The 26,939-nt window shown below is 70.5% G+C and carries 22 protein-coding genes; 13 read left to right on the forward strand and 9 right to left on the reverse strand.

Going from position 1 to position 26,939, the window contains the following annotated elements; genetic code table 11:
• Nucleotide 1: 1 nt before the first annotated feature.
• The 4 genes from ACQP0P_RS44470 to ACQP0P_RS44485 form a co-directional block, all read right to left on the reverse strand.
• The gene (locus ACQP0P_RS44470; protein ID WP_433368257.1) at nucleotides 2-1,351 is read right to left on the reverse strand and encodes a Rieske 2Fe-2S domain-containing protein; all 1,350 of its coding nucleotides are present in this window, start codon (nucleotides 1,349-1,351) and stop codon (nucleotides 2-4) included.
• Nucleotides 1,352-1,423: 72 nt separating this feature from the next.
• Nucleotides 1,424-2,206 carry a citryl-CoA lyase gene (locus tag ACQP0P_RS44475; protein WP_386312195.1) on the reverse strand — a complete coding sequence of 261 codons (783 nt, stop codon included), beginning with the start codon at nucleotides 2,204-2,206 and terminating at the stop codon, nucleotides 1,424-1,426.
• The gene (locus tag ACQP0P_RS44480; RefSeq protein ID WP_433368260.1) at nucleotides 2,203-4,368 is read right to left on the reverse strand and encodes an acetate--CoA ligase family protein; all 2,166 of its coding nucleotides are present in this window, start codon (nucleotides 4,366-4,368) and stop codon (nucleotides 2,203-2,205) included. The genes ACQP0P_RS44475 and ACQP0P_RS44480 overlap by 4 nt, the downstream gene beginning before the upstream one ends.
• Before the next feature lie 16 nt (nucleotides 4,369-4,384).
• Nucleotides 4,385-4,621: a hypothetical protein gene (locus ACQP0P_RS44485; protein WP_433368263.1), complete on the reverse strand. Its 237-nt coding sequence runs from the start codon at nucleotides 4,619-4,621 to the stop codon at nucleotides 4,385-4,387.
• Between the two features lie 1,121 nt (nucleotides 4,622-5,742).
• Between ACQP0P_RS44485 and ACQP0P_RS44490 the strand changes: the two genes are divergently transcribed.
• The 3 genes from ACQP0P_RS44490 (at nucleotide 5,743) to ACQP0P_RS44500 (ending at nucleotide 8,656) form a co-directional block, all read left to right on the forward strand.
• Entirely contained in the window at nucleotides 5,743-6,843 is a 1,101-nt protein-coding gene (locus ACQP0P_RS44490) for an ABC transporter substrate-binding protein (RefSeq protein ID WP_433368266.1), read from the forward strand.
• 120 nt (nucleotides 6,844-6,963) lie between these two features.
• Complete coding sequence (locus tag ACQP0P_RS44495) at nucleotides 6,964-7,746, forward strand: ABC transporter ATP-binding protein (protein ID WP_433368269.1); 783 nt, start codon at nucleotides 6,964-6,966, stop codon at nucleotides 7,744-7,746.
• A gap of 40 nt (nucleotides 7,747-7,786) precedes the next feature.
• Entirely contained in the window at nucleotides 7,787-8,656 is an 870-nt protein-coding gene (locus tag ACQP0P_RS44500) for an ABC transporter permease (RefSeq protein WP_433368272.1), read from the forward strand.
• A 67-nt stretch (nucleotides 8,657-8,723) separates the two neighbouring features.
• On the opposite strand, the gene ACQP0P_RS44505 is transcribed toward ACQP0P_RS44500, so the two are convergent.
• The 4 genes from ACQP0P_RS44505 to ACQP0P_RS44520 are packed head-to-tail and all read right to left on the reverse strand — an operon-like array spanning nucleotide 8,724 to nucleotide 15,427.
• A complete protein-coding gene (locus tag ACQP0P_RS44505) occupies nucleotides 8,724-9,908 on the reverse strand; it encodes an acyl-CoA dehydrogenase family protein (protein ID WP_433368275.1) in 1,185 nt (394 codons plus the stop codon).
• A 24-nt stretch (nucleotides 9,909-9,932) separates the two neighbouring features.
• Nucleotides 9,933-12,263, reverse strand: coding sequence for a CoA transferase (locus tag ACQP0P_RS44510; RefSeq protein WP_433368278.1), 2,331 nt, complete (start codon nucleotides 12,261-12,263; stop codon nucleotides 9,933-9,935).
• Nucleotides 12,264-12,277: 14 nt separating this feature from the next.
• Entirely contained in the window at nucleotides 12,278-13,111 is an 834-nt protein-coding gene (locus ACQP0P_RS44515; RefSeq protein ID WP_433368280.1) for an enoyl-CoA hydratase/isomerase family protein, read from the reverse strand.
• A gap of 42 nt (nucleotides 13,112-13,153) precedes the next feature.
• Nucleotides 13,154-15,427, reverse strand: coding sequence for a CoA transferase (locus tag ACQP0P_RS44520; protein WP_433368283.1), 2,274 nt, complete (start codon nucleotides 15,425-15,427; stop codon nucleotides 13,154-13,156).
• Nucleotides 15,428-15,893: 466 nt separating this feature from the next.
• Between ACQP0P_RS44520 and ACQP0P_RS44525 the strand changes: the two genes are divergently transcribed.
• From ACQP0P_RS44525 to ACQP0P_RS44560, 8 genes are all read left to right on the forward strand, one after another.
• The gene (locus tag ACQP0P_RS44525; RefSeq protein ID WP_433368286.1) at nucleotides 15,894-16,721 is read left to right on the forward strand and encodes an SAM-dependent methyltransferase; all 828 of its coding nucleotides are present in this window, start codon (nucleotides 15,894-15,896) and stop codon (nucleotides 16,719-16,721) included.
• A gap of 320 nt (nucleotides 16,722-17,041) precedes the next feature.
• Entirely contained in the window at nucleotides 17,042-18,211 is a 1,170-nt protein-coding gene (locus tag ACQP0P_RS44530) for a homogentisate 1,2-dioxygenase (protein ID WP_433382414.1), read from the forward strand.
• A 130-nt stretch (nucleotides 18,212-18,341) separates the two neighbouring features.
• On the forward strand, nucleotides 18,342-19,193 hold the full coding sequence (locus tag ACQP0P_RS44535; RefSeq protein WP_433368289.1) for a hypothetical protein: 852 nt from the start codon (nucleotides 18,342-18,344) through the stop codon (nucleotides 19,191-19,193).
• Complete coding sequence (fahA, locus tag ACQP0P_RS44540) at nucleotides 19,193-20,329, forward strand: fumarylacetoacetase (protein ID WP_433368292.1); 1,137 nt, start codon at nucleotides 19,193-19,195, stop codon at nucleotides 20,327-20,329. Before ACQP0P_RS44535 ends, fahA begins: the two co-directional genes overlap by 1 nt.
• 103 nt (nucleotides 20,330-20,432) lie before the next feature.
• Nucleotides 20,433-20,870, forward strand: a complete 438-nt coding sequence (locus ACQP0P_RS44545; protein ID WP_433368295.1) for an NfeD family protein — start codon at nucleotides 20,433-20,435, stop codon at nucleotides 20,868-20,870.
• A 4-nt stretch (nucleotides 20,871-20,874) separates the two neighbouring features.
• Complete coding sequence (locus ACQP0P_RS44550; RefSeq protein WP_433368298.1) at nucleotides 20,875-21,951, forward strand: SPFH domain-containing protein; 1,077 nt, start codon at nucleotides 20,875-20,877, stop codon at nucleotides 21,949-21,951.
• Nucleotides 21,952-22,223: 272 nt separating this feature from the next.
• Complete coding sequence (tdh, locus tag ACQP0P_RS44555) at nucleotides 22,224-23,252, forward strand: L-threonine 3-dehydrogenase (RefSeq protein WP_433368301.1); 1,029 nt, start codon at nucleotides 22,224-22,226, stop codon at nucleotides 23,250-23,252.
• A gap of 76 nt (nucleotides 23,253-23,328) precedes the next feature.
• Entirely contained in the window at nucleotides 23,329-24,501 is a 1,173-nt protein-coding gene (locus tag ACQP0P_RS44560; RefSeq protein WP_433368304.1) for a glycine C-acetyltransferase, read from the forward strand.
• Between the two features lie 138 nt (nucleotides 24,502-24,639).
• Here ACQP0P_RS44560 and ACQP0P_RS44565 read toward each other — a convergent pair whose 3' ends face one another.
• On the reverse strand, nucleotides 24,640-25,035 hold the full coding sequence (locus tag ACQP0P_RS44565; RefSeq protein WP_433368307.1) for a VOC family protein: 396 nt from the start codon (nucleotides 25,033-25,035) through the stop codon (nucleotides 24,640-24,642).
• Between the two features lie 281 nt (nucleotides 25,036-25,316).
• On the opposite strand from ACQP0P_RS44565, the gene ACQP0P_RS44570 reads away from it, so the two are divergent.
• Together ACQP0P_RS44570 and ACQP0P_RS44575 are read left to right on the forward strand one after the other, a co-directional pair.
• Nucleotides 25,317-26,231, forward strand: coding sequence for a LysR family transcriptional regulator (locus ACQP0P_RS44570; protein ID WP_433368309.1), 915 nt, complete (start codon nucleotides 25,317-25,319; stop codon nucleotides 26,229-26,231).
• Nucleotides 26,228-26,896 carry a hypothetical protein gene (locus ACQP0P_RS44575; RefSeq protein ID WP_433368312.1) on the forward strand — a complete coding sequence of 223 codons (669 nt, stop codon included), beginning with the start codon at nucleotides 26,228-26,230 and terminating at the stop codon, nucleotides 26,894-26,896. Before ACQP0P_RS44570 ends, ACQP0P_RS44575 begins: the two co-directional genes overlap by 4 nt.
• Nucleotides 26,897-26,939 lie beyond the last annotated feature (43 nt).

Raw genomic sequence — 26,939 nt, forward strand, 5'->3', positions numbered from 1 at the left:
CCTACTCGACCGGGACCGGCCGGCACACGCCGGTCGCCCGGGTCTCCTCGCCATAGGCCGCCATGAACTCGTCGAAGCTCGCGATGGGGGTGAGCTTGCTGATCGCGCGGACGCCGAACGCGTCCGGGTCGGCGACGACGGCCGGTTCCACGCCCTTCTTCAGCGCGTCGGTGAGGTTGATCAGGATCCGCCGGGCGGCGACCACCGCCCGGTCGGAGCTGACCAGGTGCTCGGCGGACCGGTCGATGATGCCGGGGTCGGCACCGCCGATGCTGCGCGAGTTCTCGGCGAGCGCCCGGTCCTGGTCGTGCACGCCCCAGATGCCGGTGAAGTTGACGGTGCGCTGCATCTCCCGGTCCAGCAGGTAGTCGTTCTCCTTGCTGGCGAGCGGGAGCCAGGTGTCGATCGCGTACCCGTCGGGCAGTTCGTACCGGCCAGGTTCCATCCGCGGCGGGAACAGGGCGCCGCTGTTGTAGTAGGTGTCCAGTTCCTCCTGGCCGATGGGCTGGTCGACCCGGTAGCCGAAGGTGAAGACGGTGGTGTGGTTGTCGTCGACCGGCACCCAGGCCCGGCCGCCGCCCGAGACGAAGTCACCCGGTGCCCGCGGGATGAGGCTGAACATGGGGAGGATGAACTGGGTGACCCGCCACAGGTACTGACCCTCGTGCTCGCGGCGGGCGCCGTAGACCAGGCCGTACTCGGTCTGCCGCAGCTCGATGTGCGGGGCGGCGTCGCTGGACATCTGCGCGCCGGTCGATTTCTGCTTGGTGGTGTTCTTGTCGAAGTCGCGGTGCAGCCAGCTGATGTGCGAGCTGTCGATCTCGCCCTCCATGCCCTGCGACCAGTTGGTGCGCTGCAGCCAGCGGGCGGCGAACGCGTGCTCGGCCGGGACGTTGGCGTACTCCAGTGCGGGGAACGGCGGCTGCACCTCCTTCGGCCCCATGTAGATCCAGGCGACCCCGGCGCTCTCGTGCACCGGGTAGGCGGTGATGCCCACGTTCCTGCGGATGTCCGGGGCGCCGGGCGGCACGTTGGGCGTCTCCATGCACCGGCCGCCGGTGTCGAACTTCCAGCCGTGGTAGACGCAGCGCAGCCCGCCCTCCTCGTTGCGCCCGAAGAACAGCGGCGCCAACCGGTGTGAGCAGTACGCGGCGACAATGCCGATCTTTCCGGAGGAGTCCCGGAACGCGACCAGGTCCTCGCCGAGAATGCGCAGCCGCACCGGGGGACAGTCCGGCTCGGCGACTTCGGAGGTCAGCACCGCGGGCAGCCAGAACCGGCGGAACAACTCACCCATCGGCGTGCCCCGCCCCACTCGGGACAGGGTCTCGTTCATGTCAGCGCGCAGCATGGCGGCACTCCTCGGCGGCTCGGCGGCCCGGGCTCTCCGCTCGGTCCATGTTCCTCGTCAGGTCCGGGCTCCTCATCGGGGATCCCCGGGCAGCTTGTTCCGCTCGTCCTGGCGCAGCACCAGGTCCCACAGCTCCTGACCGATCGGGGCCTGCTCGTCCTCGATGAGGTGGCCGAGCAGGCCGGCGCACCGGCCGACCAGGGCCAGGCCCCGGGCCAGGTGCAACGGCAGGTCCATGCTGAGCACCATGGCGCCGACCGCTCCGGCGGTGTTGGCGGGCAGCCGCCGCGAGTACACCGTGGAACTGGCCTCGTCCAGGGCCAGCAGCAGCCGCCAGTACCGGCCGAAGTAGCCGTTACGCTCGGACACGGCGCGCAGCACCGGGATCCGCGGGTCGCCGTCGACGTGGATGTTGTGGCCGAGCCCGTACAGCGGCGCCCGGGCGGCCCGGCGCGCGGCGGCGAACTCGCGGGCGGTCTTGGCGATCTCCTCGTCCGAGCTGTCCTCGGTGAGGTCCCGGCCGGCCTCGCGGAGCATGACCGCCGCGTCCTGCATGGCGCCGAGGAACACGCTGCCGGCCCCGAGCAGGCCCGCCGCCACCGCCGCCTGCGGCGCCTCGGGGGCGCCGAGGTAGGTGAGCCGGGCGGCCAGCGCGCTCGGGGTGAGCCCGTGGTCGGTGACGGTCACCATGATGGCGTTGAGCATGTCCTTCTCGTTGCCCTCACACCGGCGCCCGATGGTGACGAGCAGGATCATGTCGACGAAGTCGATCTGCCCGATCAGCTCGTTCGCCAGGTCGTGGCCGCGGACGGTGATGCGGTCCGGGGTGGTCTGGCCGATTTCGGTCTTGATCACTGGGTTGCCTCCACGGGCCCGGTGGTGACCAGCACCGCGTCCAGGGCGACGACGCCCTGTCCCGCGGGCAGCACCCGCACCGGGTTGAGTTCGAGTTCGTCCACGGCCGCGGCATTGGCCTCGACGAAACGGGACACGTTGACCAGCAGGTCGACCAGGGCGTCCACGTCGCCGGGCTCGCCGCCGCGCACACCGTGCAGCAGGGCGGCGCAGCGCGGCTCGTCGACGAGGGCGCGGGCCTGGTCCGGGGTGAGCGGCAGCAGCCGCCGGGACACGTCACCGAACAGTTCGACCAGGACGCCGCCCAGGCCGAAGGTGACGACCTGGCCGAACACCGGGTCGCGGGAGACGCCGACCAGGACGTCCAGACCGGCCGGGGCCATGGCCTCCACCAGCACGCCGCCAACCTCCGCATCCGGCCGGGCGGCCGGCACGGCCTCCCGGATCCGGTGGTAGGCCGCGCGGACCTGCCCGGCGTCGGCGAGGCCGACGGCGACGCCGCCGATGTCGCTCTTGTGGGTGATCTGCGCGCTGACCACCTTGAGGACCACCGGGTACCCGACGCGCTCGGCGACGGCGACCGCCTCGTCCGCGGTCGCGGCGACTCCGGAGGCCGGGACGGGCACGCCGTGCCGGTCCAGCAGTTTCTTGGCCATCGGCTCGGTGTGCACGATCCGCTCGCCGCCGGACGGCGCGACACCGAGCGGGCGCCACCCCTCCTGGTGGGTCCAGCGGCCCCGCTCGACCCAGCGGCGCAACGCCGCGGTGCCGTTGCGAACGCTGCGCACCGGGACCAGCCCGCCCTTGACCAGCTCGTCGTAGCCGGGACCGAGCCGGTCGCTCATCCACACCGGCAGGATCGGCGTCTCGGTCTCCCGCTGGACCTGGGCGATGGACGCGCCGATCGCCTCGGTCAGCTCCTCGTAGTCGCAGGGGAACGGGTAGAGCACCAGGCCCACGTCGGGGTCGTCGGCGACGGCGCGCAGGCTCTCGTAGCCGATCTCGGTGCGGTTGAGGATGTCGGAGGTGGCGTCGACCGGGTTGGTCACCGCGGCGTAGTCCGGCAGCACCTCGCGCACCCGGGCCAGCGTCTTGTCGGAGAACTCGGCCAGCTCCAGCCCGGCGTTGCCGACGGCGTCGGCGCCGAGCGCGCAGCCGCCGCCGGAGAACCCGTACACGGCGACCCGCTCGCGCCCGGTGGGCCGCTTGCGGGCGAACAGCGCGGCGGTGTCGATCAGCTCGTCCATGTCGTCGACCTCGACGACCCCGGCCTGCCGGAACACCGCGCTGTTGACCTCGGCGGCGCCGGACAGCGAGCCGGTGTGCGAGGCGACGGCCCGGGCGCCGTAGTCGGAGCGGCCGACCTTCAGCGCGATGACCGGCTTGCCGCGCTCGGCGGCGTACAGTGCGGCGTCCACGAAGGCGGGGCCGTTCTTGACGCCCTCCATGGTGCTGGCGATGACGGTGATGGCGTCGTCGTCGGCGTAGTGGCGGATGAAGTCCGCGACGGTCAGGTCGACCTCGTTGCCGGTGGACGCCCACAACCCGACGCCGACGCCGCGCTCCATGGCCTGCAGGAAGCAGCGGCCGATGCCGCCGCCCTGGGTGGCCAGGCCGATCGGGCCGGCGAACTGGTCCAGGTGGAACGACGGGGAGAACATCAGGCCGAGCCGCCGGTTCAGGTTGCACAGGCCCGGTGAATTGGGCCCGTAGATGCGCATCCCGGACTCGCGGCCGATCTGCGCCATCTCCGCCTCGGCCCGCTTGCCCTCCTCACCCATCTCGCCGAACCCGGAGGTGAAGACGATGGCGAACCGGGTCCCCTTCTGGGCGCACTCGCGCAGCACGGAGAGCGTCTGCGCGGCGGGGACGACCAGCAGGGCGACGTCGGGGGACTCCGGCAGGTCCAGCACGCTCTGATGGCAGGGCAGGCCGTGGATGGTCTTCTTGGTCCGGCTGATCAGGTACGCCGTGCCAGTGAAGTCCGAATGGTCGAGAAGATTTGCGACTGTTCGTGAACCCAGACTGCCCGGACGGTCCGATGCTCCAATGATCGCCACGGATGAAGGGTTCACCAGCCGGGACAGGTCCACCCGTCCGACCAAGCCCGTGGCCGCCTCGATACCGGCCGCTCCCATGCGCCACCCCGCTTCCAGTTCCATGTTATTTCGTTGCATCTTACGAGATATCGCGACTTGGAGGCAATGAGTCGGACCCATCCGGCCACCGGGCGGCCCCGCCGGGCGCACCCAGGCGCATGCCCAGGGCGGACTCCTCGGTCGCGGCGGAGCGGCCGAACTCGCACGAGCAGGCGGGCACGCCCGCCCACGTGACGGTGAGGCAGTGCTCGCAGCTGGCCACCAGCGGGGGGACCGGACCGGCGGCGGGGTCCCCGAGGAGAGAGCGGGCGCTCATCGCGACCCCACCCCGGTGACTGCTGCGTCTACTGGCACGGTGACCCCCCAAGGATCTGCTTCTGCTGCGACCTTTCGTGATATTACACGAAATTCCGTTGCCTGCCAGGGGCCTTGACATCGGAGACCAACCGCGATGACCGTGGACGGCGAAACCCGCTTTGACATGTGGAGAACCGCTTCCAGACCGGTCGGCCGATTCCACCGGAAGCCTGTTCTCCTGTCGGATGGCACCCGCGAGTACGGAGTGCCGCGACCTACACCGGGATTACGGGACCTATCTATAAGGTCCGAAGGCGCCGCCCGGCGGGGCGGCGGGATCCGGCCCCGCAGGGATCCGGCGTCGACAGGACGGGACCACCCGCCGTGGAGCACGGGACCGGCCGCCGCGGCCCAGGCACCGGAACCGGCGTGGCCCGGACGGCGCAGGGCCGGCGAGCGCGCCCGGCCCGCCAGGCCGCCTGTATCTGCAACCGGCACGCCCGACTACGTCCCTTGCAGGCGTTTCATTACCATTTCGTCAAGATACGTAGTATTTCGTCGCTATTTCGGGATACGCTACGGTACGTCGTTACCCAAGACAAGAGTGTCGGTACCGCGGCGTACGACCGTCCGCCCGCCGCCACCCCGTCCCGGAGTGGGCAGACCAGTCCACCGGCCCACCCCGGACCTCGGCCCATCACCGCAGGACGGACCGGATGGCCAAGCGGGACACCGGATACGGTCCTCCGCAGAGACGAGGCCACCGCATCCTTGACGCAGCATGTCCCAGACCATATTTTTACACGAGATATCGGCATGCATTGTGAGATATCGAGATGCTCGATGAAGTATCTGACTGACCGGTAGCCGGACCTCCCGGCCCGGTCGGCTCCGGCACCGCGAGAACGCCCGGCCGTGTCACCGACACGGCCACCCGCGCCGCCCGCGACCGCGCCACCCACAACGACAAGCCACCAGCCGACCATGAGCGCCGTACCGGCGGGCCAGCAGTGCCGCGCCGGTGTCAGGCGACCCCTGATCCCCCCCGTTACCGAAATCCCGCCGTCACCCGGCCGTCATCTCCTCCCCAGCGATGAACGGCCTGCGGGGTTGATTCGCAGCCCATGAGGAGACTGAACGATGCGTCCCAGCTTGAGGCTGATGGCAGTGGCGATGCCGCTGGCCCTCACCCTGGCCACCACCGCCTGCGGCGGCGACTCCGGCGCCACAGAGAAGCGAGAGGTCAGCGCCTTCTCCGCCACGGGCGACGACGCCTTGGCCACGCAGCTGAAGCCCAAGCCGCTCGCCGAGCGCAAGACCATCAGGATCGGCATCTCGTCGATCGTCGGCTCCTACGCCGCAGTCGCGCTCGCCGACAGCCTCGGGGAGTTCGAGAAGGAGAACATCCAGATCCGGTTCGAGTTCCTGCAGACGCAGGATGCGCTGGTCATGATGACGCAGGGCAACGTGGACGTGCTGGCCACCCAGGTCTCCCCCGGCCTGCTCAACCTCATCGCGTCCGGCGAGGACATCCGGATCGTGTTCCCCGGCGGCGGCCGGCCCGAGAGCACCGACCAGGGCCTGTACGTCAACAAGAGCATCTTCGGCGACAACGGGAAGTTCGACCTGACCGACCTGAAGGGCGTCAAGCTCGCCGGCCCCGGCGGCAACCGCCCCGCGCTGTGGGCCTCGCTGTTCGAGCACCTGAAGAGCAACAACGTCGCCATCGGTCCCAAGGACGTCGAGTGGCAGGACCTGACCTCAGCCGACTCGATCAACGCGCTGCGCAACGGCGCGGTCGGCGCCGCCTACGCCTCGACCCCGTACCAGAAGGTGGTGGCCGATGACGCGTGCTGCGAGTTCGTCAAGGGCGCGATCGCCCCGACCACCGGCGTCTTCTACATGTTCGACGACCGCCTGATCAAGGAGGACCGGGAGACCGGGCTGGCCTTCACCCGGGCGCTGGCCAGGACGACCCAGAAGTACCTGCTCAAGGACTACCGGCAGGCCAAGGAGGTGGTCACCGCCCTCGCCGCGGCGCAGAAGATCCCCGAGGACTCCATCCGCACCACCGAGCCCTCGGCCTTCGAGGCGGACTACAACGTGCACACCGAGAACGCCTCGATCTACCAGAGCTACTACCGCAGCATCGACAGCGGGCTGCTCCAGTACAAGGACGATCTCGGTGAGCAGAACCTCTTCAACACCTCCTTCACCGAGGAACTGAAGAACGCCGGCTGAGCCTGGCGGCGGGGCCCCGCTGCGGCGGGGCCCCTTTTCACCTATCGGGCACCGGATGACGACGGCAGGGAGCGACCGCCGCCGGCCGGGAGAGCCGAGAACCGGAAGAGCGGAGAAGTCGTGAACGACAATAGAGTCGCGGTACGCGGCGTGGAACGGGTGTTCGCATCCGGTGGTTCCAGCATCCAGGCTCTGGGCCCCATCGACCTAGACGTCAGGGACGGGGAGTTCCTCTGCATCGTCGGCCCGTCGGGGTGCGGGAAGTCCACCCTGCTGCGCATCATCGCCGGGCTGCTGAGCCCCAGTGCCGGCGAGGTGTCACTGCGCAGCACCAACGGGGAGGCCCCGCTGACCTCGGTGGTGTTCCAGGACTACAGCATCTTCCCGTGGAAGACCGTCGAGGCCAACGTCCGCTTCGGCCTGGACATCGCCAAGATCCCGGCGGCCGTGTCCGGGGAGCGGGTCTCCCGGTGGCTGACCCGGCTGGGCCTCGCGGACTTCGCGTCCGCCTACCCGTCCGCACTGTCGGGCGGCATGAAGCAGCGGGTCTCCATCGCCCGCGCCTTCGCGGTGGAGCCGCAGATCCTGCTCATGGACGAGCCGTTCGCCGCGCTGGACGCGCAGCTACGCCAGATCATGCAGGCCGAGCTGCTCGAACTCTGGCAGGAGGACCGCAGGACCGTCATCTTCATCACCCACAACCTGGACGAGGCGATCCTGCTCGGCGACCGGGTGATGGTGATGGGCTCCCGGCCGGGGTGCGTGGTGGCCGAGTTCGAGGTGCCGTTCGAGCGGCCCCGCTCTGCCGACATCCGCCGCAGCTCCACGTTCGCGGAGCTGGAAGGCGAGATCTGGGACCAGTTGCGGTCCGCGATGGAGCCGCGCTCCCGGGCGTCCGCGTGAGCGGGCGGCCGGAAACCTTGGGGAGTGAGAGGTGGGAACGATGACCGACCTGGTACAGGCGGAGAAGCGGGCACGGACCGGCCAGGAGGGCGGTGACATCGTCCTGCGCCGGCCGGACCTCGCTGAGCGCGACCCCGTCCGGTTCCAGCGGCGCCGGGTCCTGGTCGACAACCTGCTGCGGTTCGGTACGCCCGTCCTCATCCTCGCCGTATGGCAGGCGATCTCCAGCAGCGGGCTGGTCGACCAGCGGTTCTGGCCCCCGCCGAGCGAGATCGTGGTCTCCTTCGTCGAGCTGGTCTCCTCCGGCCTGGTGATCGAGGCGGCGGCCAGTACGATCCAGGTGCTCATGCTGGGCTACCTGGGCGGATCGCTGGCCGGCATCCTGCTCGGCGTGCTGCTCGGCAGCATCCGCAAGCTGCGCACCGCCATCGAGCCGATCATCAGCGCTCTGTACACCGTGCCCAAGCTCGCGGTGCTCCCGCTGCTGCTGATGGTCTTCGGGCTGGGCATGACCCCGAAGGTGCTGCTGGTGGCGTTCGGTGTCTTCTTCATCGTGGTGATCTCCACCATGTCCGCGGTGGCCGGCATCCCCGAGGGCTACCTGGAACCGGCCCGGTCCTTCGGAGCGAGCCGTCTGCAGACGTTCCGGCACGTGACCCTGCCGGCGATGGTGCCCGAGGTGTTCACCTCGCTGCGCATCGCCATCGGGACCGCGGTGCTGCTGGTCATCGGCATCGAGTTCGTGCAGGGCCGGGACGGCCTGGGCTTCCTCATCTGGAATTCCTGGCAGGTGTTCCTGGCGGACCGGATGTACGCGGGCATCGTGACGGTGTCGCTGATCGGCGTCGCACTGCAGTCCTCAGTCACCTGGATCGGCCGCCGCATCGCCCCCTGGGCCCCGCGCCGTTAGCGCCCCGCGCACGGAGAAGGCCGCCGTTCCCTGGAGGGGACGGCGGCCTTCTCCGTGCGCGGCCAGGTCAGAGGTCGCGGGCGATGGACTGCTTCATGATCTCCGAGGTCCCGGCGTAGATCCGCAGCACCCGGTTGGAGGTGTAGATCCGTGAGATGGGCGTCTCGTCCATGAAGCCCATGGCGCCGAACAGCTGTACGCACCCGTCGATGACCCGGTTGGACATCTCGCACAGCCACAGCTTCCCGACGGACCCCTCGGTGGCGGTGGCGACGCCGCTGCGCACCTTGCGCACCATCTCGTGCAGGTACGCCCGGCCGACCTCGATCTCGCTCTTCATGTCGGCCAGCGCGAACTTCGTGTTCTGGAACTCAAACAGCGGGCTGCCGAACACGACGCGCTGCTTGACGTATTCCACCGTCTGCTGGAACGCCAGCTCGGCCTGGCCCAGGGCACGGAAGCCGATCTGCAGCCGGTCCAGCGCCAGCGAGCCCATCATGATCCGCATCGCGCCGCCCTCACCGCCCAGCACGTGCGAGGCCGGGATGCGTACCTGGTCGAAGTGCAGCTCGGCGGTGTTGCCGGCCGGGAAGCCGGTGGTGGCCAGCTTCCGACGGGTCACCCCGGCCATCTCGGGCGTGACCAGGAACATGGTCAGGCTGCGCCCGCGCCGCTCCTTCGACGTCTTGGCCACCACGTACAGCATGTCCGCGATGTCGCCGTTGGTGATGTACGTCTTGTCACCGGACAGCACGTAGTCGTCGCCGTCTCGCTCCGCGAAGCTGCGCATGGCCAGCACGTCACTGCCCGCGTCCGGCTCGGTGATGGCCATCGACTGGATGGCCTCCCCCGCCAGGATCCGCGGCGCCCACTGGCGGGCCAGCTCCGGCGACGCGCCGTCCAGGAAGGCGCTGGTGGCGAGGTCGGTGCAGTACAGGCTGCCCACGGTGCCGTAGCACTGCGAGCGGGCGATCTCGTAGGAGAGGATGACGTTGGCGATGGGGCTCGCGCCGGGGCCGCCGTACTCCTCGGGGATCACCGCGCCCAGGATGCCGGCGCGGCCGGCCGCCCGCCACGCCGCGTGCCGGGACGCGCTGTCAGTGCCCAGCTGGTGGAAGGTGGGCTCGATCTCCTTGTCGAGGAAGGTCCGGACAGTCTGCCGGTACAGCTCCTCCTCCTCGTCGAACGGTGTGTGGTAGGCCAGCTCGGGCGCGACCGACGGACCGTCGAACGCTCCGAAGTCAGCGGTCATGGTGAAACTCCTCGGTTGGGGATGTCATCGGACGGCACCGGCTCGCAGCAGTTCCTCGGTCTCGGCGCCGGTGTAGCCGAGTTCGGCGAGGACTTGCCGGGTGTGCGCGCCATAGCCGGGACCGCCGGGCAGGCCGTCGGCAGGGGTCTCGGTGCGGGAGAAGGAGACCAGCGGGCCGAGGCAGCCGGTCAGCCGGCCGTACCGGTCGTCGGCGCGGTCGGCGAGCAGGCGCGCGACGGCTGGGTCGCGCTCCGGCCCGGCCCGTTCCACCCGCTCCAGCTCTGCCAGGCCGTCGGTGCGGCACTCCTCGGCCCAGACGCCCGCCTCCGCCAGCGCGGCGAGCAGGTCCGTGGCGGTGCGCCCGGCGCAGGCCTCGTCGAAGCGGGCCGCGACCGCACCGTCCCAGGCGGCGCGCGGCAGCGGCGGCTCCCCGGGCAGCATGATCCGCCACAAGGCCAGCGCGGCCTCCTCGGTGCGCGCGGCGATCGCGATCCAGCCGTCCGCGGCCCGGTACAGCCGCTCTCCGGGGTGCACGCCCTGCAGCGCCCCGTCCAGCGGCGGCGCCCCGCGCAGCGTGCCGTCGGCCTCCCGCAGCAGGTCGGAAAGCAGGAACATGCCGGCGTTGAGCAGGCTGACCCACATGTCTCCGGCCCGGCCCGCGGTCCGGCGCCTGTGCAGCGCCATCAGCACGGCGACCGCGCCGAGTGCGCCGGACACGTAGTCCAGGTAGGGCGTCCTGATCCACAGCGGCGGGCCGTCCGGGCCGCCGGCGCGGCGCTCCAGCCCGAGCAGCGCCTGAATGACCATGTCGAAGCCGGGCGCGTCGGCCCGAGGACCGGTTGGCCCGAACGCGAACGCCTGAAGGGTCACCGCGTCCGGCCTGACCGCACGCACCGCCTCGCGCGAGACGCCCATCCGCTCGGCCGCTTTGGGCCGCAGGTTGTGCATGACCACGTCGGCGCGGGCCAGCAGGCGGCGCAGCACCTCGGCCCCCTCGGGGGTCTTCACGTCAACCGCCACGGCTTGTTTACCCACGTGCGCGGCCAGGAAGTGCCTTTGCAGGCCGCGGTTGGGGTCGCCGCCGAGCGACTCGACCTTGAGCACGGAGGCGCCGAGGTCGGCGAGCAGCCGGCTGGCGAACGGACCGGCCACGTAGGAGCCGAAGTCGAGGACGGTCACACCGGCCAGCGGCGGCCCGCCTCCGGTGGGGCCGGTCGCCACCGGACCGTCCGTCTCCGCGGGAGCCGGCGTCGAACCGAGGCAGCCGATCACGTTTCCGGACCCGGTGCTTCCGTCCCGGTCGACCAGCACCCCGTTGGCGGCGAGCTGCTCGTCGTCCAGGAACTCGCCCAGGTCGAGCACGGGCGCCGCGGGCAGTCCTTCGGCCTCGGCCGCGACCAGGATGTCGGCCCGGTCCAGCTTCGCCACATGCGCCGCGATCAGCGGTCGATCGCCGAAGTAGGTGTCCGGTGAGGCACCCACCCGAGGGATGCCCCTGTCGGCCGGGTCGACCGGCACGTCGATGCCGAGGATCCGGTACAGCTTGGCCACCGCCGACGGCACACCCATCACGAACTGCACGTAGCCGCCGTCGGCGCACTGGAAGATCAGGTGCTTGACGTCCTTCGGGGTGACCTTGCCGAACTCGGCGTCCGGCCGCTCGGCCCGCATCCAGAACGGCATCATGAACAGCGCCGCCCCCTGCTGGAGGGAGGCGCCCACCACCTGGCCGCGCCCGCTGCCGGCCCGCTCCAGCAGCGCCGCCCACACCCCGAGCGTGGCCAGCATGGCCTGCCCGTAGGTGGGGAACGGCACGGCGAAGTACAGCGGCCGGTCGCTGAAGTGCTCGGCGGCCATCCCGGTGCGGGCCTGCACCAGCAGGTCCACCGCGGGTGCGCCCGGCGCGTGCCCGGCGGCGTAGCCGGTCAGGTGCGCCACGACGAGCCGCGGGTACCGGTCGGCGAGGTCCGCGGCGTCGTGTCGCGGAGTGACCACCGGATGATCCTCGCCGCCGACCAGGCACACATCGGCCTGTGCCAGCAGGGCGTCCAGGTCGGCCGGGTCCGCCGGGACGGTCACCGACCGCCAGCCACGGTGTGCCGGATAGATCTCGTCGAAGACCTCGTCGCTGGGCGGGGCGACCCGGTGCACGACCGCTCCGGCGTCAGCGAGCAGCGTGCTCACCAGTGCCGCGGCCATCCCGGTGCCCAGGTCGACGACGCGCAGCCCGTGCCCCGGCAACCCGCCGCCGGACGCCGCCGGGCCCGTGTCGCCTTCGGGATTCCCGTCGGCGGCGAGCGGTCGCCCTCCGTGCCCTCCGGGGGCGTTGCCGCCGGAAGGGTGTCCGGTGCTCATCCGGTCCTGCCCGCTCACCTGGCCTGGAACTTCGGCAGGCGCTTCTCGGCGAAGGCCCGGCCGGCCTCGCGGAAGTCCTCGGTGAGGTCGAGTCGGGACAGCTGCATCTGCTCGTCCAGCGCGGTCGCGATCGGCACCCACTGCTTTCTGGTCACCCGCACCGCGTCCCGGGTGGCCAGCGGCGGCGCCTTGAGCACCTCGCGGGCCAGTTCCTCGGCGGCCTTCAGGTGCTCGCCCGCCGGGACCAGCCGGTTGACCAGGCCGAGCCGGTGCAGTTCCTCGGCCTTGATCCGGCGGCCGGTGATGAGCATCTCCGAGGCGAGCTTCGACGGCATGAAGGTCTTGATCTTGGCCCAGGTGCGCGAGCCGGACATGCCGGTCGTGGTCTCGCTGATGGCGAACCGGGCGTCCTCCGCGGCCACGATCATGTCGCACTCGGCGGCCAGGTGCGCGCCGCCGCCCAGCACGTAACCGTGCACCGCCGCGATGACCGGCTTGTAGTTGGCCGTCCGGCCCAGCCAGCCCTCGCCGCCGGTGCCGCGAAGGTGCTGGGCGCCGCCGACATGGCCGCTGCGCACCGCCTCCAGCGCCTTGGCCTTACGGGTGGCGTCGTCGGCGCCGAACGAGAACGAGCTGTGCTCCTTGACGTCGAGCCCGGCGCAGAACGCCCGGCCCTCACCGTGGATGATCAGTACCCAGAGGTCGTCGTCCAGGTCGAACTCCAGGAGTGCGGTGCGGATCTCGGACTCCAGCTCGTCGCTGAGCGCGTTGAGCCGCTCGGGGCGGTTCAGCTTCAGGTAGGCCAGACGCCCGTCGGCGGTGAACTCGATGGTCTTGTACGCGGTCATGCGGTCATACCGTCCTTGAAATCGTGCTGCTGCAGATGCCGTTCAGGTGGTGGGTATCTGGTCTGTGAGCATCCGGCCGCCGGGGGCGGCCCGGACGATGCCGTCGCGTTCCAGGCGGGCGCGCTCGTCGGCGGAGTAGCCGACCTCGGCCAGCAGGGCGGCGGTGTGCTCGCCGGAAAGCGGCGCCGAGCGGAAGCCGTCCGGGTCCGGGGTCCAGCCGGAGAAGCCGATCAGCGGGCCGAAACAGCCGGTGACCCGGCCGTATCGGGGGTCCGGCGCGCTGATCACCAGACCGGACCGGCGCGCCGCGTCGTCGGCGAGCATCGCCGCGAAGGCGTCGCCGGTGCACCGCGTCGCCCACACTCCTGCGGCGCCCAGCAAACTCAGAGCGTCGTCGCAGGTCATACGGCCTATAGCGGTGCCGATGGCATGGGCGGCCTGCTCGTTCCATGTCGACGGCGGGCCGAGCCCGGTCAGCTTCAGCGCGTTCGAGAGCGCGGTGGCCATCGACTCGCCGTACGCGGCGACGGCAAGCCAGCCGTCCGCGGCCCGGTACAGCGCCTCGGCCGGATGGAAGCCGGTGCGGTCGGCGGACAACACCGCGGCACCCGCGATCGAGCCGTTCGGTTCCCGAACCAGTTCCCCCCGCAAGAACATCGCCGCGCCGAGCAGACTGGTGTGCGCGTCCACCGGGGCGCCGGTCTCGTCCCGTTCGTACAGGGCCGCGAGCAGAGCGATCGCGCCGAGCGCGCCGGCGCAGTAGTCCACGAACGGGGCGCGGTACCACAGCGGCTCGTTCCCCACTCCGCCCGCACGCACCTCGTGCCCGCACAGCGCCTGCATCACCATGTCGAACCCACCGCGCAGCGCACGCGGCCCGGTTCGCCCGTAGGCGGTGGTGTGCAGGTACACCAGGCCGGGCCGGCGCTCCCGTAGTGAGGCGGCGTCCACGCCAAGGCGCTCGGCGACGCCGGGCCGGAAGTTGTGGTGCACCGCGTCGGCCGTGGCGGCCAGCCGCCGCACGATCTCGTACCCCTCGGGGGTCTTCATGTCGACGACGGCGCTGCGCTTGCCGCGGTTGGAGGTCAGGGTATTGCGGATACCGGTCAGATTGGACAGCCCGGCCGGCGGCTCGACCTTGATCACATCGGCGCCGAGGTCGGCGAGCAGCTTGGAGGCGAACGGTCCGGCCACCCAGTTACCCAGGTCGACGATCCTCAGACCGGCCAGGGGCGCGCTCTCACCGCACCGCACCCGCCGTGGGACGGGCCGCACCGCGGGCGGATCTCCCGCCATCGAAAGGTCCACCGGCCCAGCCGGATACTCACGCCCATCCGGGGCGGCGCAGACCAGCCCTGCCGCGCGTACCTGCGGGTCGTCGAAGAACTCCCCCGGTGCCAGCACCGGCTCCACCGGAACACCGGCCGCTGCGAAGGCCTCGACCAGTTCGTCGCGCGGGAAGCGTGCCGCGTACCGGCTGAACAGGTCACGGTCGGCGAAGTAGTTCTCCGCGCCGCGGGCCAGGCTGGGAACACCCCGGTCGGCGGGATCAACGGGGCCGGGGATGCCCAGCACCCGATGCACCCGGGCCACCGCCCCGGGCACGCCGAGCACGATCTGCAGATATCCGCCGTCCGCGCAGCGCAGCACGAGGTGCTTCACATCCCGTGGCGGCACCGTGTCGAACGCCTGGTCGGGGTGTTCGGCGGAGAGCCACAGATGCGGCCAGAACAGTGCCAGCCCCTGCTGCATGGAAACCCGCACCCGGCCACCGCGCCCGGTGCGCCGACGTGCGTGCAGCGCCGCCCACACGCCTATCGTGCCGAGCAGGGCGGCACCGTACAGCGACGGGGCGAACGCGATCTGCGTCGGCCGGTCGCTGAACTGCTCGAACACGAATCCCGTCCGGGCCTGCACCAGCAGGTCGACGGCGGGCGTGACGTCGTTCGTGCCCCGGACGTAACCGTCGATCTCCAGCACGACGAGCCGGGGATGCCGGGAGACCAGCTCAGCGAGCTCAAGACGCGTCGGCGGCCCCGCATCCGGGTGATCCTCAGCGCCGACGAGGAGGACATCGGCCGAGGCCAGGGCATCGTCCATGCCGTTTCCGGCATCGACCTCCATCCAGTCACGGGACCATGAACGCAGCGCGGGGTATCTCTCGGCGAACGGGTCGGGTCCCGTCCGCGCGGTCCGCAGGACGGTCGCTCCGGAGTCATGCAGCAATCGCGCCACGATGGCCGTCGGGAGTCCGCTCCCGGCTTCCAGCACACGTAGTCGCGTGATCGAACCGGGGCGTCGTACGACTCGGCTCACGCCGGGCTCCCCCATTCGTTCACTGGGCGACCGACTTCCCGCTGGCGCACCGACGGTCGGAGACCGCGCGTCAACTCACGCATCGACGGCTCTCCCAAGAGCCTCGGAGCGGCTTCTCTGCCCCACGGAGTCCACGGCGGCCTTCCAGACATACCAGCAGCTTCGATATTTCGTCATACATTACGACACCTCGCATACATGGGCAAGAGTCCCCTCAAAAGCTCCCAGCAGCTACAAAACTGGACATCACCCCATGTCGCGGTCGCCCTCTCGCCGCGGCCCTTCCGGCTCGGCCGGCCGGGCCCCCTCCCCCGGATTCCAACGCCCCCGGGCCGTCCGGCCTCATTCGCCGGACGGCCCCGCGCACCGAATACGGCGATAAACGACAAAAAATGACGAGAACGGCATAGGACCGGCAAGGTGGCAAAATAGAGATCTTCCCCCTGACGCCAGAGAAAGAGCCCCCGTGCCCGACGAGACCTCCCCACACGCCTCCGACCGGCGGTCGGCGACTCCGATCGACTCCGGCGTGGCCCACTCCGCCCGGATCTGGAACTACTGGCTCGGTGGCAAGGACAACTACGCCATCGACCGCGAGATCGGCGACCAGTTCGTCGGGATATTTCCTGAGATCGTGGATATCGCCCGCTCTTCCAGGACCTTCCTCTCCCGCGCTGTCGAGTACATGGCCGGCGAGGGCGGGATCCGCCAGTTCCTCGACATCGGCACCGGGCTGCCCACCGCCGACAACACCCACCAGGTTGCCCAGCGGGTGGCCCCGGACGCGCGCATCGTCTACGTCGACAACGACCCCATGGTGCTGACGCACGCCCGCGCCCTGCTGACCGGCACCGCCGAGGGCGCGACCGAGTACATCGACTCCGACCTGCGCGACCCCGGCAGGATCCTGGAGGCGGCCCAGACCACCCTGGACTTCGACAGGCCCGTCGGGCTCATTTTGATGAACATCCTGGGCCACATCCCCGACATCGACGAGGGGCGGGCGATCACGCGCCGCCTGCTGGAGGCGCTGCCCTCCGGCAGCTACCTGGCGGTCGCCGACGGCACCAACGTCGTCAACGGCGAGGAGTTCGAGAAGGCCATCGCCATCTGGAACGAGGCCGGCTCGGTCCCGTACATCCTGCGCAGCCCCGAGCAGATCGCGAGCTACTTCGAGGGCCTGGAGCTGGTGGAGCCCGGCGTGGTCTCGTGCCCGCTCTGGCGTCCCGGACCGTCGATCGTCGGCGGCCTCCGCGAGGTGGACGAGTTCTGCGCCGTCGGCCGCAAGCCCTGATGCGCTAAGCGGCGCTCTGTCGCCGGAGCAACCGGGGCCCGCTTCCTCAGCGGGCCCCTCTTTCATGTTCGGCCTCCCTCAGGGGCCGCGTGCTTGACGGTCGAGGTGCGGCTCTCCAGGCCCCGCACCGGCCGGCGGAACACCGATCCCTCGCGCAGCGGCCCCGGCATCTCTTTCTCCACCACCGTTACGCCCGGCTGTCAGGCCGTCCGGCACACCGGGAACCGGTGGATGACGTTTGACATCCATCCCGCCCTGACCGATGGTTGTTCGTATAAAGGACATGAGTGTCCGATAAGCGGACAGGGCGGGAGAAGCGGATGCCGTACTACCGGGTCGTGGGGGAGATACCTCGCAAGCGGCACGTGCAGTTCCGGCGGCCCGACGGCGGGCTGTACGCCGAGGAGCTGATGGGTGAGGAGGGGTTCTCCAGCGACTCGTCGCTGCTCTACCACCGCCATCTCCCCACCGCGATCCTCAAGGCCGAGGCCGTCGAGCCCACCGAGGCCGGCCGGCTCGTCCCCAACCTGCCTCTCTCCCCCCGTCACCTGCGCACCCAGGACCTGCCGGTCGGAGGCGACCTGGTCACCGGGCGCGGTCTGCTCGCCGGCAACGCCGACGTCCGCATGTCGTACGCCGCGAGCGAGACGCCCAGCGAGCTCTACCGCAACTCCATGGGCGACGAGTGCGTCTACATCGCGAGCGGACGGGTCAGGTTCGAGTCGACGTACGGGGTGATCGAGGCCGGCGAGGGCGACTACGTCGTCATCCCCACCGGGACCATCCACCGCTGGGTGCCGCAGGGCCGCGTCACGGCGTTCACCGTCGAGGCCGCGGGCCATATCCGCCCCCCCAAGCGCTACCTGTCCACCCACGGCCAGTTCCTGGAGCACGCCCCCTACTGCGAGCGCGACCTGCGCTCCCCCGGCGAGCCCCTCATCGTCGAGGGCGAGGAGGTGCCGGTGCTGGTCCGCACCCGCGGCGGGCTGACCTGGCTGGTCTACCGCAACCACCCGTTCGACGTGGTCGGCTGGGACGGCTGCCTCTACCCGTACGCGTTCAACATCAACGACTTCGAGCCCATCGTGAAGCGCACCCACGCCCCGCCGCCGGTGCACCAGACCTTCGAGGGCCCGAACTTCGTGATCTGCTCGTTCTGCCCCCGGCCGCTCGACTTCCACCCCGACGCGGTCCCGATCCCGTACAACCACCACAACGTCGACTCCGACGAGCTGATGTTCTACGCGGGCGGCGACTACACCGCGCGCAGGGGCTCGGGCATCGACGTCGGCTCGGTCTCGCTGCATCCGGCCGGGTTCACCCACGGCCCGCAGCCGGGCGCCGTCGAGGCGGTCATCGAGGCGGTCGGGCAGGGCCACACCCAGACGAGCGAGCTGGCCGTGATGGTCGACACCTTCCGTCCCCTCGACCTCGGCCCCGCCGGCCTGTCGGTGGAGGACCCCGGCTACGCGTGGACGTGGGCCCGTTGACGGGCGGGTGCCCGGCGGCGGGTTCGGCTGCCACGGCCGGCCCGAGCACCGGCCCCGCTTCCTCGGCCGGCCCGGGTACAGGTGCGGGGCGGACCCGGTCACCGGGTCGCCACCGGGTATGGGCAGGGCCATGGGCACAGAGTTGAACACGGACCTGGGAACGGGAACGGCCGCGCTCTTCCGCGGGCTCGTCGACGACGCCGGACTGTTCCCGCCGACCGGGCTGCCGATGGCCGAGGCCCTGGAGCGGCACCGGAACGACCTGGCCGGCAACGATCCGGTGCTCACCCACCGGTTCCTCTGCCCGGCCGGCCGCCTGGCGGAGCTCCGCGACCACCTGACCTTCCCGATCCGGCTCGGCCTGATCATGGACACCCCCGTCCTCCCGCCACTCGACGGCCTCGCCGTCGAGCTGGTCGAGGTGCGGCGGACGCCGGACGAGACACCTCAGGCCGTGTCGGAGCGGCTGGCCGACGAGCTGCCCGCCGGGGCCAGGCTCTTCGTCGAGGTGCCCCTCGACGTCCGTGGGCCCCTGCCGCGCGACGGCTCGGGGCCCGGCCTGAAGTTCCGCTGCGGCGGACTGACCGCCGACGCCTTTCCCAGCGCCGTCGACCTGGGCGCCCTCATCGCGCACTGCGCGGAGTACGGCGTGCCGTTCAAGGCGACCGCGGGCCTGCACAACGCGGTCCGCCACTTCGACTCCGCGCTGGGCGTGGACCGGCACGGCTTCCTCAACCTGGTCCTCGCGGTCTGCGCGGCCACCGAAGGCCGCGATCCGGTGCCGGTGCTGAAGCTGACGGACGTCGGCGAGCTGGTGCGGCTCGCGCGGGCCGTGCCCCAGGAGACCGCGACGCGCGCCAGGAAGCTGCTGGTGTCGTACGGATCATGCAGCACGAGCACCCCGATCGAGGACCTGACGGCGCTGGGCCTCGTCGCCCGGCGCCCGAGCACGACCACCCGCACAACGAAGGAGAGCACGTGATGGCTTGGGGCCTGGAGAACCTGCCCTACGGAGTCTTCTCCCGCCACGAGGGGGAGACCCCTCGCGTCGGCGTCCGGTACGGCGACCAGATCGTCGACCTGGCCGGGGCCCTGCACGACGAGGTGTTCGCCACCGGCTCGCTCAACGCCTTCATGGCCAGGGGCCCGGTCGCCTGGCGGGACACCCGCGCCCTGATCCAGAACAAGCTCCGCACCGACCGGTCGGTAGTCGAGCCGCACCTCGTCCCGCTGGCGGAGGTGACGCTGCACCTGCCGATCGAGGTGGCCGACTACGTCGACTTCTACTGCTCGCTGGAGCACGCCTCCAACCTGGGCCGGATCTTCCGCCCCGACGAGGAGCCGCTCAAGCCGAACTGGCGGCACCTGCCGGTCGGCTACCACGGCAGGGCCGGGACCGTGGTCGCGTCGGGCACCCCGATCACCCGGCCGTCCGGGCAGCGCGGCGCGGGGGTCTTCGGCCCGTCCGTCAGGCTGGACATCGAGGCGGAGCTGGGGTTCGTCGTCGGCGCGCCGACCGCCCTCGGCGACCGGGCCGGACGCTTCGAGGACCACGTGTTCGGCGTGACCCTGGTGAACGACTGGAGCGCCCGCGACATCCAGGCCTGGGAGTACGTCCCGCTCGGCCCGTTCCTCGGCAAGTCCTTCGCCACCTCGATCTCACCGTGGATCACCCCGCTCGCCGCCCTGTCCGAGGCGCGCGTCGAGGGCCGGGCACAGGATCCCGAGCCGCTCGGCTACCTGCGCCGCGAGGAGCCCTGGGGGCTCGACCTGCGGCTGGAGGTCGCGGTGAACGGCGAGGTCGTCTCCCGGCCTCCGTACCGGGACATGTACTGGACGCCCGACCAGATGCTCGCCCACATGACCGTCAACGGCGCCGCGCTGCGCACCGGCGATCTCTACGCCAGCGGCACGATCTCCGGCACCGGGCCGGGCGAGCGCGGCTCGCTGATCGAGCTGACCTGGAACGGGACCGAGCCGCTCAAGCTGCCCGACGGCTCCACCAGGTCGTTCCTGGAGGACGGGGACACCGTTACGATCACCGCGACGGCCCCGGGACCCGGCGGAACCGTGATCACCCTGGGCGAGGTGTCGGGCAGGATCTCACCCGCGAGGTAAGCGGGTGGTGACCACCCCTGACAGGCGTCGAGCAGAAGACATACGGTAGGGAAAGGAACCTCCCCGACGTCCGACCCGTTGAACAAGGTAGGAGGGCCGGAGCATGGACTACTGGGTCGTTTGGCTGATCCTGGCGCTCGTGTTGGGAATCGCCGAGATCTTCACCCTGACCACCGCTCTCGGCCTGCTCGGGGGGGCCGCCCTCGTCGCCTCCGTCGCCGCCGGTCTCGGACTGCCGATCCCGCTCCAGCTCCTGGTCTTCGTCGCCTCCCTGGGCGCGGGGGTGGTCGCGATCCGGCCCGTCGCCAGGCGCCACCTCAAGGGGTTGCAGCCCCGGAGCCAGCGGTTCGGGATCCAGGCGATCGTCGGCAGATCCGCGTACGTGCTGCGCGAGGTGACCGGCCAGGACGGCCGGGTGCGGATCGGCGGCGAGGAGTGGTCCGCCAGAGCCTACGACGAGACCCTGGTGATACCCGCCGGGGCGACCGTCGACGTCATCGAGATCGAGGGCGCGACCGCTCTCGTGTACCCCCGGGAGTGAATGCATGGACGCTCTGCTCATAGCCGGGCTTCTCATCGTCCTGCTGGCGGTGTTCACCGTAATTCGCTCGGTGCGCATCGTCCCGCAGGCACGGGCCCGCAACGTGGAGCGGCTCGGCCGCTACCACAGCACGCTCAAGCCCGGCCTCAACTTCGTGATCCCGTACATCGACCGGGTCTATCCGATGATCGACCTGCGCGAGCAGGTCGTCTCCTTCCAGCCCCAGCCGGTGATCACCGAGGACAACCTGGTCGTCGAGATCGACACGGTCCTGTACTTCCAGGTCACCGACCCCCGGGCGGCGGCGTACGAGATCGCCAACTACATCCAGGCCGTCGAGCAGCTCACGGTCACCACGCTGCGCAACGTCGTCGGCTCGCTGGACCTGGAGATGACGCTGACCTCTCGCGACACGATCAACAGCCAGCTCCGCGGTGTGCTCGACGAGGCGACCGGCAAGTGGGGCATCCGGGTCAACCGGGTGGAGATCAAGGCCATCGACCCGCCGAAGAGCATCAAGGAGGCGATGGAGAAGCAGATGCGCGCCGAGCGCGACAAGCGCGCGGCGATCCTCAACGCCGAGGGCCAGCGGCAGTCGCAGATCCTCACCGCCGAGGGTGACAAGCAGAGCGCGATCCTGCGGGCCGAGGGTGACCGGAGCGCCGCGATCCTCAAGGCCCAGGGCCAGTCCCAGGCCATCGACGAGGTCTTCCAGGCCGTACACCGCAACGACCCCGACCCCAAGCTGCTGGCGTACCAGTATCTCCAGGTGCTGCCGGAGCTGGCCAAGGGCCCGAACAACACCTTCTGGGTGATCCCCAGCGAGGTCACCTCGGCCATCCAGGGCGTCTCCAAGGCGTTCACCGAGGCGCTGCCGCAGTCGGCCGCCACCCGCGAGGCCCCCGCGATCAGCGAGGACACCGCCAGGGAGACGGCCCAGGCCGAGCAGGCCGCCGCCGAGGCGGTCGCCGAGGCCGCCGAGGCCGATCTGGGTCCCCGCCAGCTCAACGCGGCCCCGTCCCCCCTGCCCGCCGACGGCCTCTCGGTCCCCCAGGAGGAGCACCACCGCACCACTCCCTGACCCGCCCGCTCCCGGCTTCGAGGCCCCTGTCACGACGATCGTCGTCGTGACAGGGGTCGTCCTCGTTGAGGCGGCTGGTTCCGTCGAGGGGGTCGATCTCGGTGTGAGAACCGGCCATCTGACCGATTTGCGGTTTAGCGTCCGGGTACCCCGCTGGAAAACGGGTATCGGGCGTGAAGCAATGCTGTGGGCGGGGTTAAGAAAACCGCGATGGACACCCCCGAAGGCGGCCGGGCACAGTGCGTAGGGTTCGGAGTTGAGGGGGGATCCGCATGAAAGCGCTGGTCAAGGAGAGGGCCGAACCCGGCCTGTGGCTGGTTGACGTACCGGAGCCGTCGGTCGGCGCCGGAGAGGTGCTGATCAGGGTTCTGCGGACCGGGATCTGCGGGACGGATCTGCACATCCGGAGTTTCGACGCCTGGGCCCGGCAGACCCTGCGGACGCCGCTCGTCGTCGGGCACGAGTTCTGCGGCGAGGTCGTCGAGGTGGCGCCGGGCGTGGAGGACATCGCCCCCGGTGATCTGGTCAGCGGCGAGGGGCACCTGGTCTGCGGCAAGTGCCGCAACTGCATGGCCGGACGGCGGCACCTGTGCCGCAGCACGGTCGGGCTGGGGGTCAACCGGGACGGCGCCTTCGCCGAGTACGTGACGCTCCCGGCCTCCAACGTCTGGGTGCACCGGACCCCGGTGGACCTCGACGTGGCGGCGATCTTCGACCCGTTCGGCAACGCGGTGCACACCGCCCTGACGTTCCCGATGGTCGGCGAGGACGTGCTGATCTCCGGGGCCGGGCCGATCGGGCTGATGGCCGCCGCGGTGGCCACCCACGTGGGCGCCCGCAACGTGGTCATCACCGACGTCAGCCACGAACGGCTGGCCATCGCGAACAAGCTGGGCGTCACCCTGGCGCTGAACGTCGCCGAGAAGTCCGTCGCCGACGGCCTGCGGGAACTCGGTATGCGGGAGGGCTTCGACGTGGGGCTGGAGATGTCCGGGAACCCACAGGCGCTCCGCGACATGATCGCCAACATGTCGCACGGCGGGAAGATCGCCATGCTCGGGCTGCCCGCCGAGGAGTTCGCCGTCGACTTCGCGACCATCGTGACCTCGATGATCACCATCAAGGGCATCTACGGCCGGGAGATGTACGAGACCTGGTACGCCATGTCCGTACTCCTGGAGAAGGGCCTCGACCTCTCCCCCGTGATCACCGACCGCTTCTCCTACCGCGACTTCGACGTGGCCTTCGACACCGCCGCCGGCGGCAGGACCGGCAAGGTCATCCTGGACTGGACAGCCTGATGTCCGGCTCCCACCGCGACCTCGACACCGCCGCCGGCGGCGGAATCGGCAAGATCACCTTGGATTGGACCGCCTGATGTTCGACAACGTCCGCGACGACTTCCGTACCACCCTGAACGAGATCGCATCCGCCGGGCTGCTCAAGCCGGAGCGGGTCATCACCACCCCGCAGCGCGCCGACATCGCCGTGGCCGGCGGCGGTGAGGTGCTGAACTTCTGCGCCAACAACTACCTCGGCCTGGCCGACCACCCCGAGGTGATCGCCGCCGCCAAGGAGGCCCTGGACCGCTGGGGCTTCGGCATGGCCTCGGTCCGCTTCATCTGCGGCACCCAGGAGGTGCACAAGGAGCTGGAGGCGCGGCTGTCGGCCTTCCTCGGCCAGGAGGACACCGTCCTCTACAGCTCGTGCTTCGACGCCAACGGCGGCGTCTTCGAGACCCTGCTCGACGACCGGGACGCGGTGATCTCCGACGCGCTCAACCACGCGAGCGTCATCGACGGCATCCGGCTGTCCAAGGCCCGGCGCCTGCGCTACGCCAACCGCGACCTGGCCGAGCTGGAGGCACGGCTCAAGGAGTCCGCCGACGCCCGGCGCAGGCTGATCGTCACCGACGGCGTCTTCTCCATGGACGGCTACGTCGCGCCGCTGGCGGAGATCTGCGACCTGGCGGAGCGGTACGGGGCCATGGTGATGGTCGACGACTCGCACGCCGTCGGCTTCGTCGGTGAGCACGGCGGCGGCACCCCCGAGCTGCACGGCGTACGTGACCGGGTCGACATCCTCACCGGCACGCTCGGCAAGGCGCTCGGCGGGGCCAGCGGCGGCTACGTCGCGGCCCGCAGGGAGATCTGCGAGCTGCTCCGCCAGCGCTCGCGCCCCTACCTGTTCTCCAACTCCCTGGCCCCGGTGATCGCCGCCGCCTCACTGCGCGTCCTCGACCTGATCAGCGGCTCGGACGAGGCCCGCACCCGGCTGCGCGCCAACACCGAGCGGTTCCGCACCGGTATGACCGAGGCCGGGTTCGACATCCTGCCCGGCGACCACCCCATCGTCCCGGTGATGATCGGCGACGCCGCCGAGGCCGCCGCGATGGCCGAACGCCTGCTGGAGCTGGGCGTCTACGTGATCGGCTTCTCCTACCCCGTCGTCCCGCACGGCCAGGCCCGCATCCGGGTCCAGCTCTCGGCGGCCCACTCCACCGAAGACGTCGACCGGGCCCTGGCGGCGTTCGCCACCGCCCGCGGCTGAGTTCGGCTCCCGGCCCCGCGGATGGGCACTCGTCACGGCCCCCGTCGCCGTGACGAGATCGCCGCGACGGGATCACCGAGGCTCGGCCGTGCTCGCCCACGACGCGCGGAACCGATCCGCGCGCCGTCCGCCCTCCGGTCAGCTCTCCGCGTTCGGAGCGAACAGGTCGACGCCGTTGCCGTCCGGGTCGTGGATCACCGCGTACCGCTGCCCCCAGAACGCGTCCCATGGCTCCTTGTCCCCCTCATATCCGAGAAGGACCAGCTGCTCGTACGCCTCGTCCACCTCGGCCGGAGTGTCGAACCGGAACGCCAGCGACATCCCCTGCCCGTTCCCGGGCCGCCAGTCGGGGTAGAACGATTGGATCGTCTCGACCGTGTCCCAGGCGAGGCGCAGGCCGCCGGGCAGGACCGCCTCGACGTGCGGCTGCCCGTCGGCCTCCGGCGGCACCTCCAGGCCGAGCAGCCGGTAGAAGGCCAGCGAGCGGCCCATGTCCTCGACGACCATGCCGATGACGTCCAGTTGGGCTTTCATATCAAGTCCTCCGATCACAGGTTCGCGGTGGGATGTCGTGAGGTGTCCTGGATCGCGGGCCGCCCTCAGCCCGCCAAGACACGCGTGACCAGCCGGAACACCGGACCCTGGTACGGCTCAACCCAACCATGCCTCCCCGCCGCGGTCTTGTAGGAAACGGACGCGGTCAGGGGGACGGCGGGTCCGGGGAAGCCCGCGCCGGACGGTTCGGCCGAGGTCGTGCCGATGGGAGCGCGTTCCCGAAGGCATCGCGTACGAACGACCTCGGGGAGAATACGGAGGTGATAGAGACACGGCGGCTCAGGACCCTGCGGGCGGTGGCCGACCACCGCACGGTCACCGCGGCCGCCGCCGCGCTGTACCTGACCCCCTCGGCGGTCTCCCAGCAGCTCGCCGCCCTGGAACACGAGGTGGGCCACCGGCTGCTCGACCGCGACGGCCGGGGCGTACGGCTGACCGCCGTCGGCCGTATCCTGCTGGGCCATACCAACGAGGTCCTCGCCCAGCTTGAGCGGGCCGAGGCCGATATCGCCGCCTACACGGCCGGTACCGCGGGCGAGGTGAAGGTGGCCTCGTTCGCCACCGCGATCGGACTCCTGGTGGCCCCGGCCGTCGGCGTCCTGCGGGACGCCGAACCCGGCATCCGGGTGCGGGTCCTGGACGCCGAGGGCGACCAGAGCCTCACCATGGTCCTGGACGGCGCGGTGGACGCGGCCGTGGCCGTGGAGTATCGCGGGGCCCCCGCCGAGGACGACCGGCGCCTGTCGCGCATCCCGCTCTACTCCGAACCGTTCGACGTGGTGCTCCCCCGGGACCACGCCCTCTCGGAGCGCGAGGTGACGGTCGCGGACCTGGCCGGGGAGACCTGGATCGGCCCCTACCCGGGCAACCCCTGCCACGACGTGATCGCGCTGGCCTGCGAGCACGCGGGCTTCATCCCCGAGTTCGCCCACTCCTCCGACGACTTCAGCGCGGTGGTCGCGCTGGCCGCCGCCGGGGCCGGGGTGGCGATGGTGCCCCGCCTGGCCCTGCGCGGCACCGACCTGTCCGGCGTCGAGATCCGCCCGGTCCCCGGCCCCGAACGCCGGGTCTTCACCGCCGTACGCCGGGGCGCGGAACGACACCCCCTGCTCATCCCCCTACTGGACGTCCTACGGCACACCGCGACGGCCCTGGACCGAACCTCGCCACCGTGATGATTGATGTTCGGTATAACCGAAGATATATTCGGTTTATGCGAAGCGTCGCAGCGCCCATCGTTCCTATCTTCAAGACTCAGACCCAGGCGGAGATCCTGGCCGCCATCTATCTACGGCCTCGGCAGAACTGGACTCTCGCCTCTCTCGGCCGAGATCTGGGCGTGAGCCCCTCCACCTTGCACGCCGAAGTTCATCGCCTCATCGACGCGGAGCTGATCACTACTACCGAGATCGGGCGATCTCACGTCCTGCATGCCAATCCCGACCACCCGCTGTTCCGGCCCGTGACCGAGATCCTGAACTACATGTACGGCCCTCACACGATCATCAGCGAGGAGTTCGCCGGTATCCCCGGCACCGAGCGCCTGCTCATCTTCGGCTCGTGGGCCGCCCGTCATGCTGGAAATCCAGGACCCGTCCCCCACGACATTGACATACTCGTCGTCGGTGAGGTCGATCGGGCTGCCCTCTATGCCGCCGCCGACCGTGCTCAGGAGCGCATCGGCATGCCGGTCAATCCCGTCCTCGCCTCCACCCACCGCTGGAACGCGGAGGCCGACGCCCTCATCAGGCAGATCAAGTCAGCCCCCGTGATCGACCTGACCGCCGAAATCCACACCTGTCCGAAGGCATCAGCAGTCAAACGAAGTCGGCAACGGTGACTTCGCATCTTCGCGATGCGGATCCGCTGGCTAGTATCGCGAC

Origin of the sequence: Streptosporangium sp. CA-115845 (assembly GCF_050943795.1) — a bacterium.
Lineage (GTDB): Bacteria > Actinomycetota > Actinomycetes > Streptosporangiales > Streptosporangiaceae > Streptosporangium.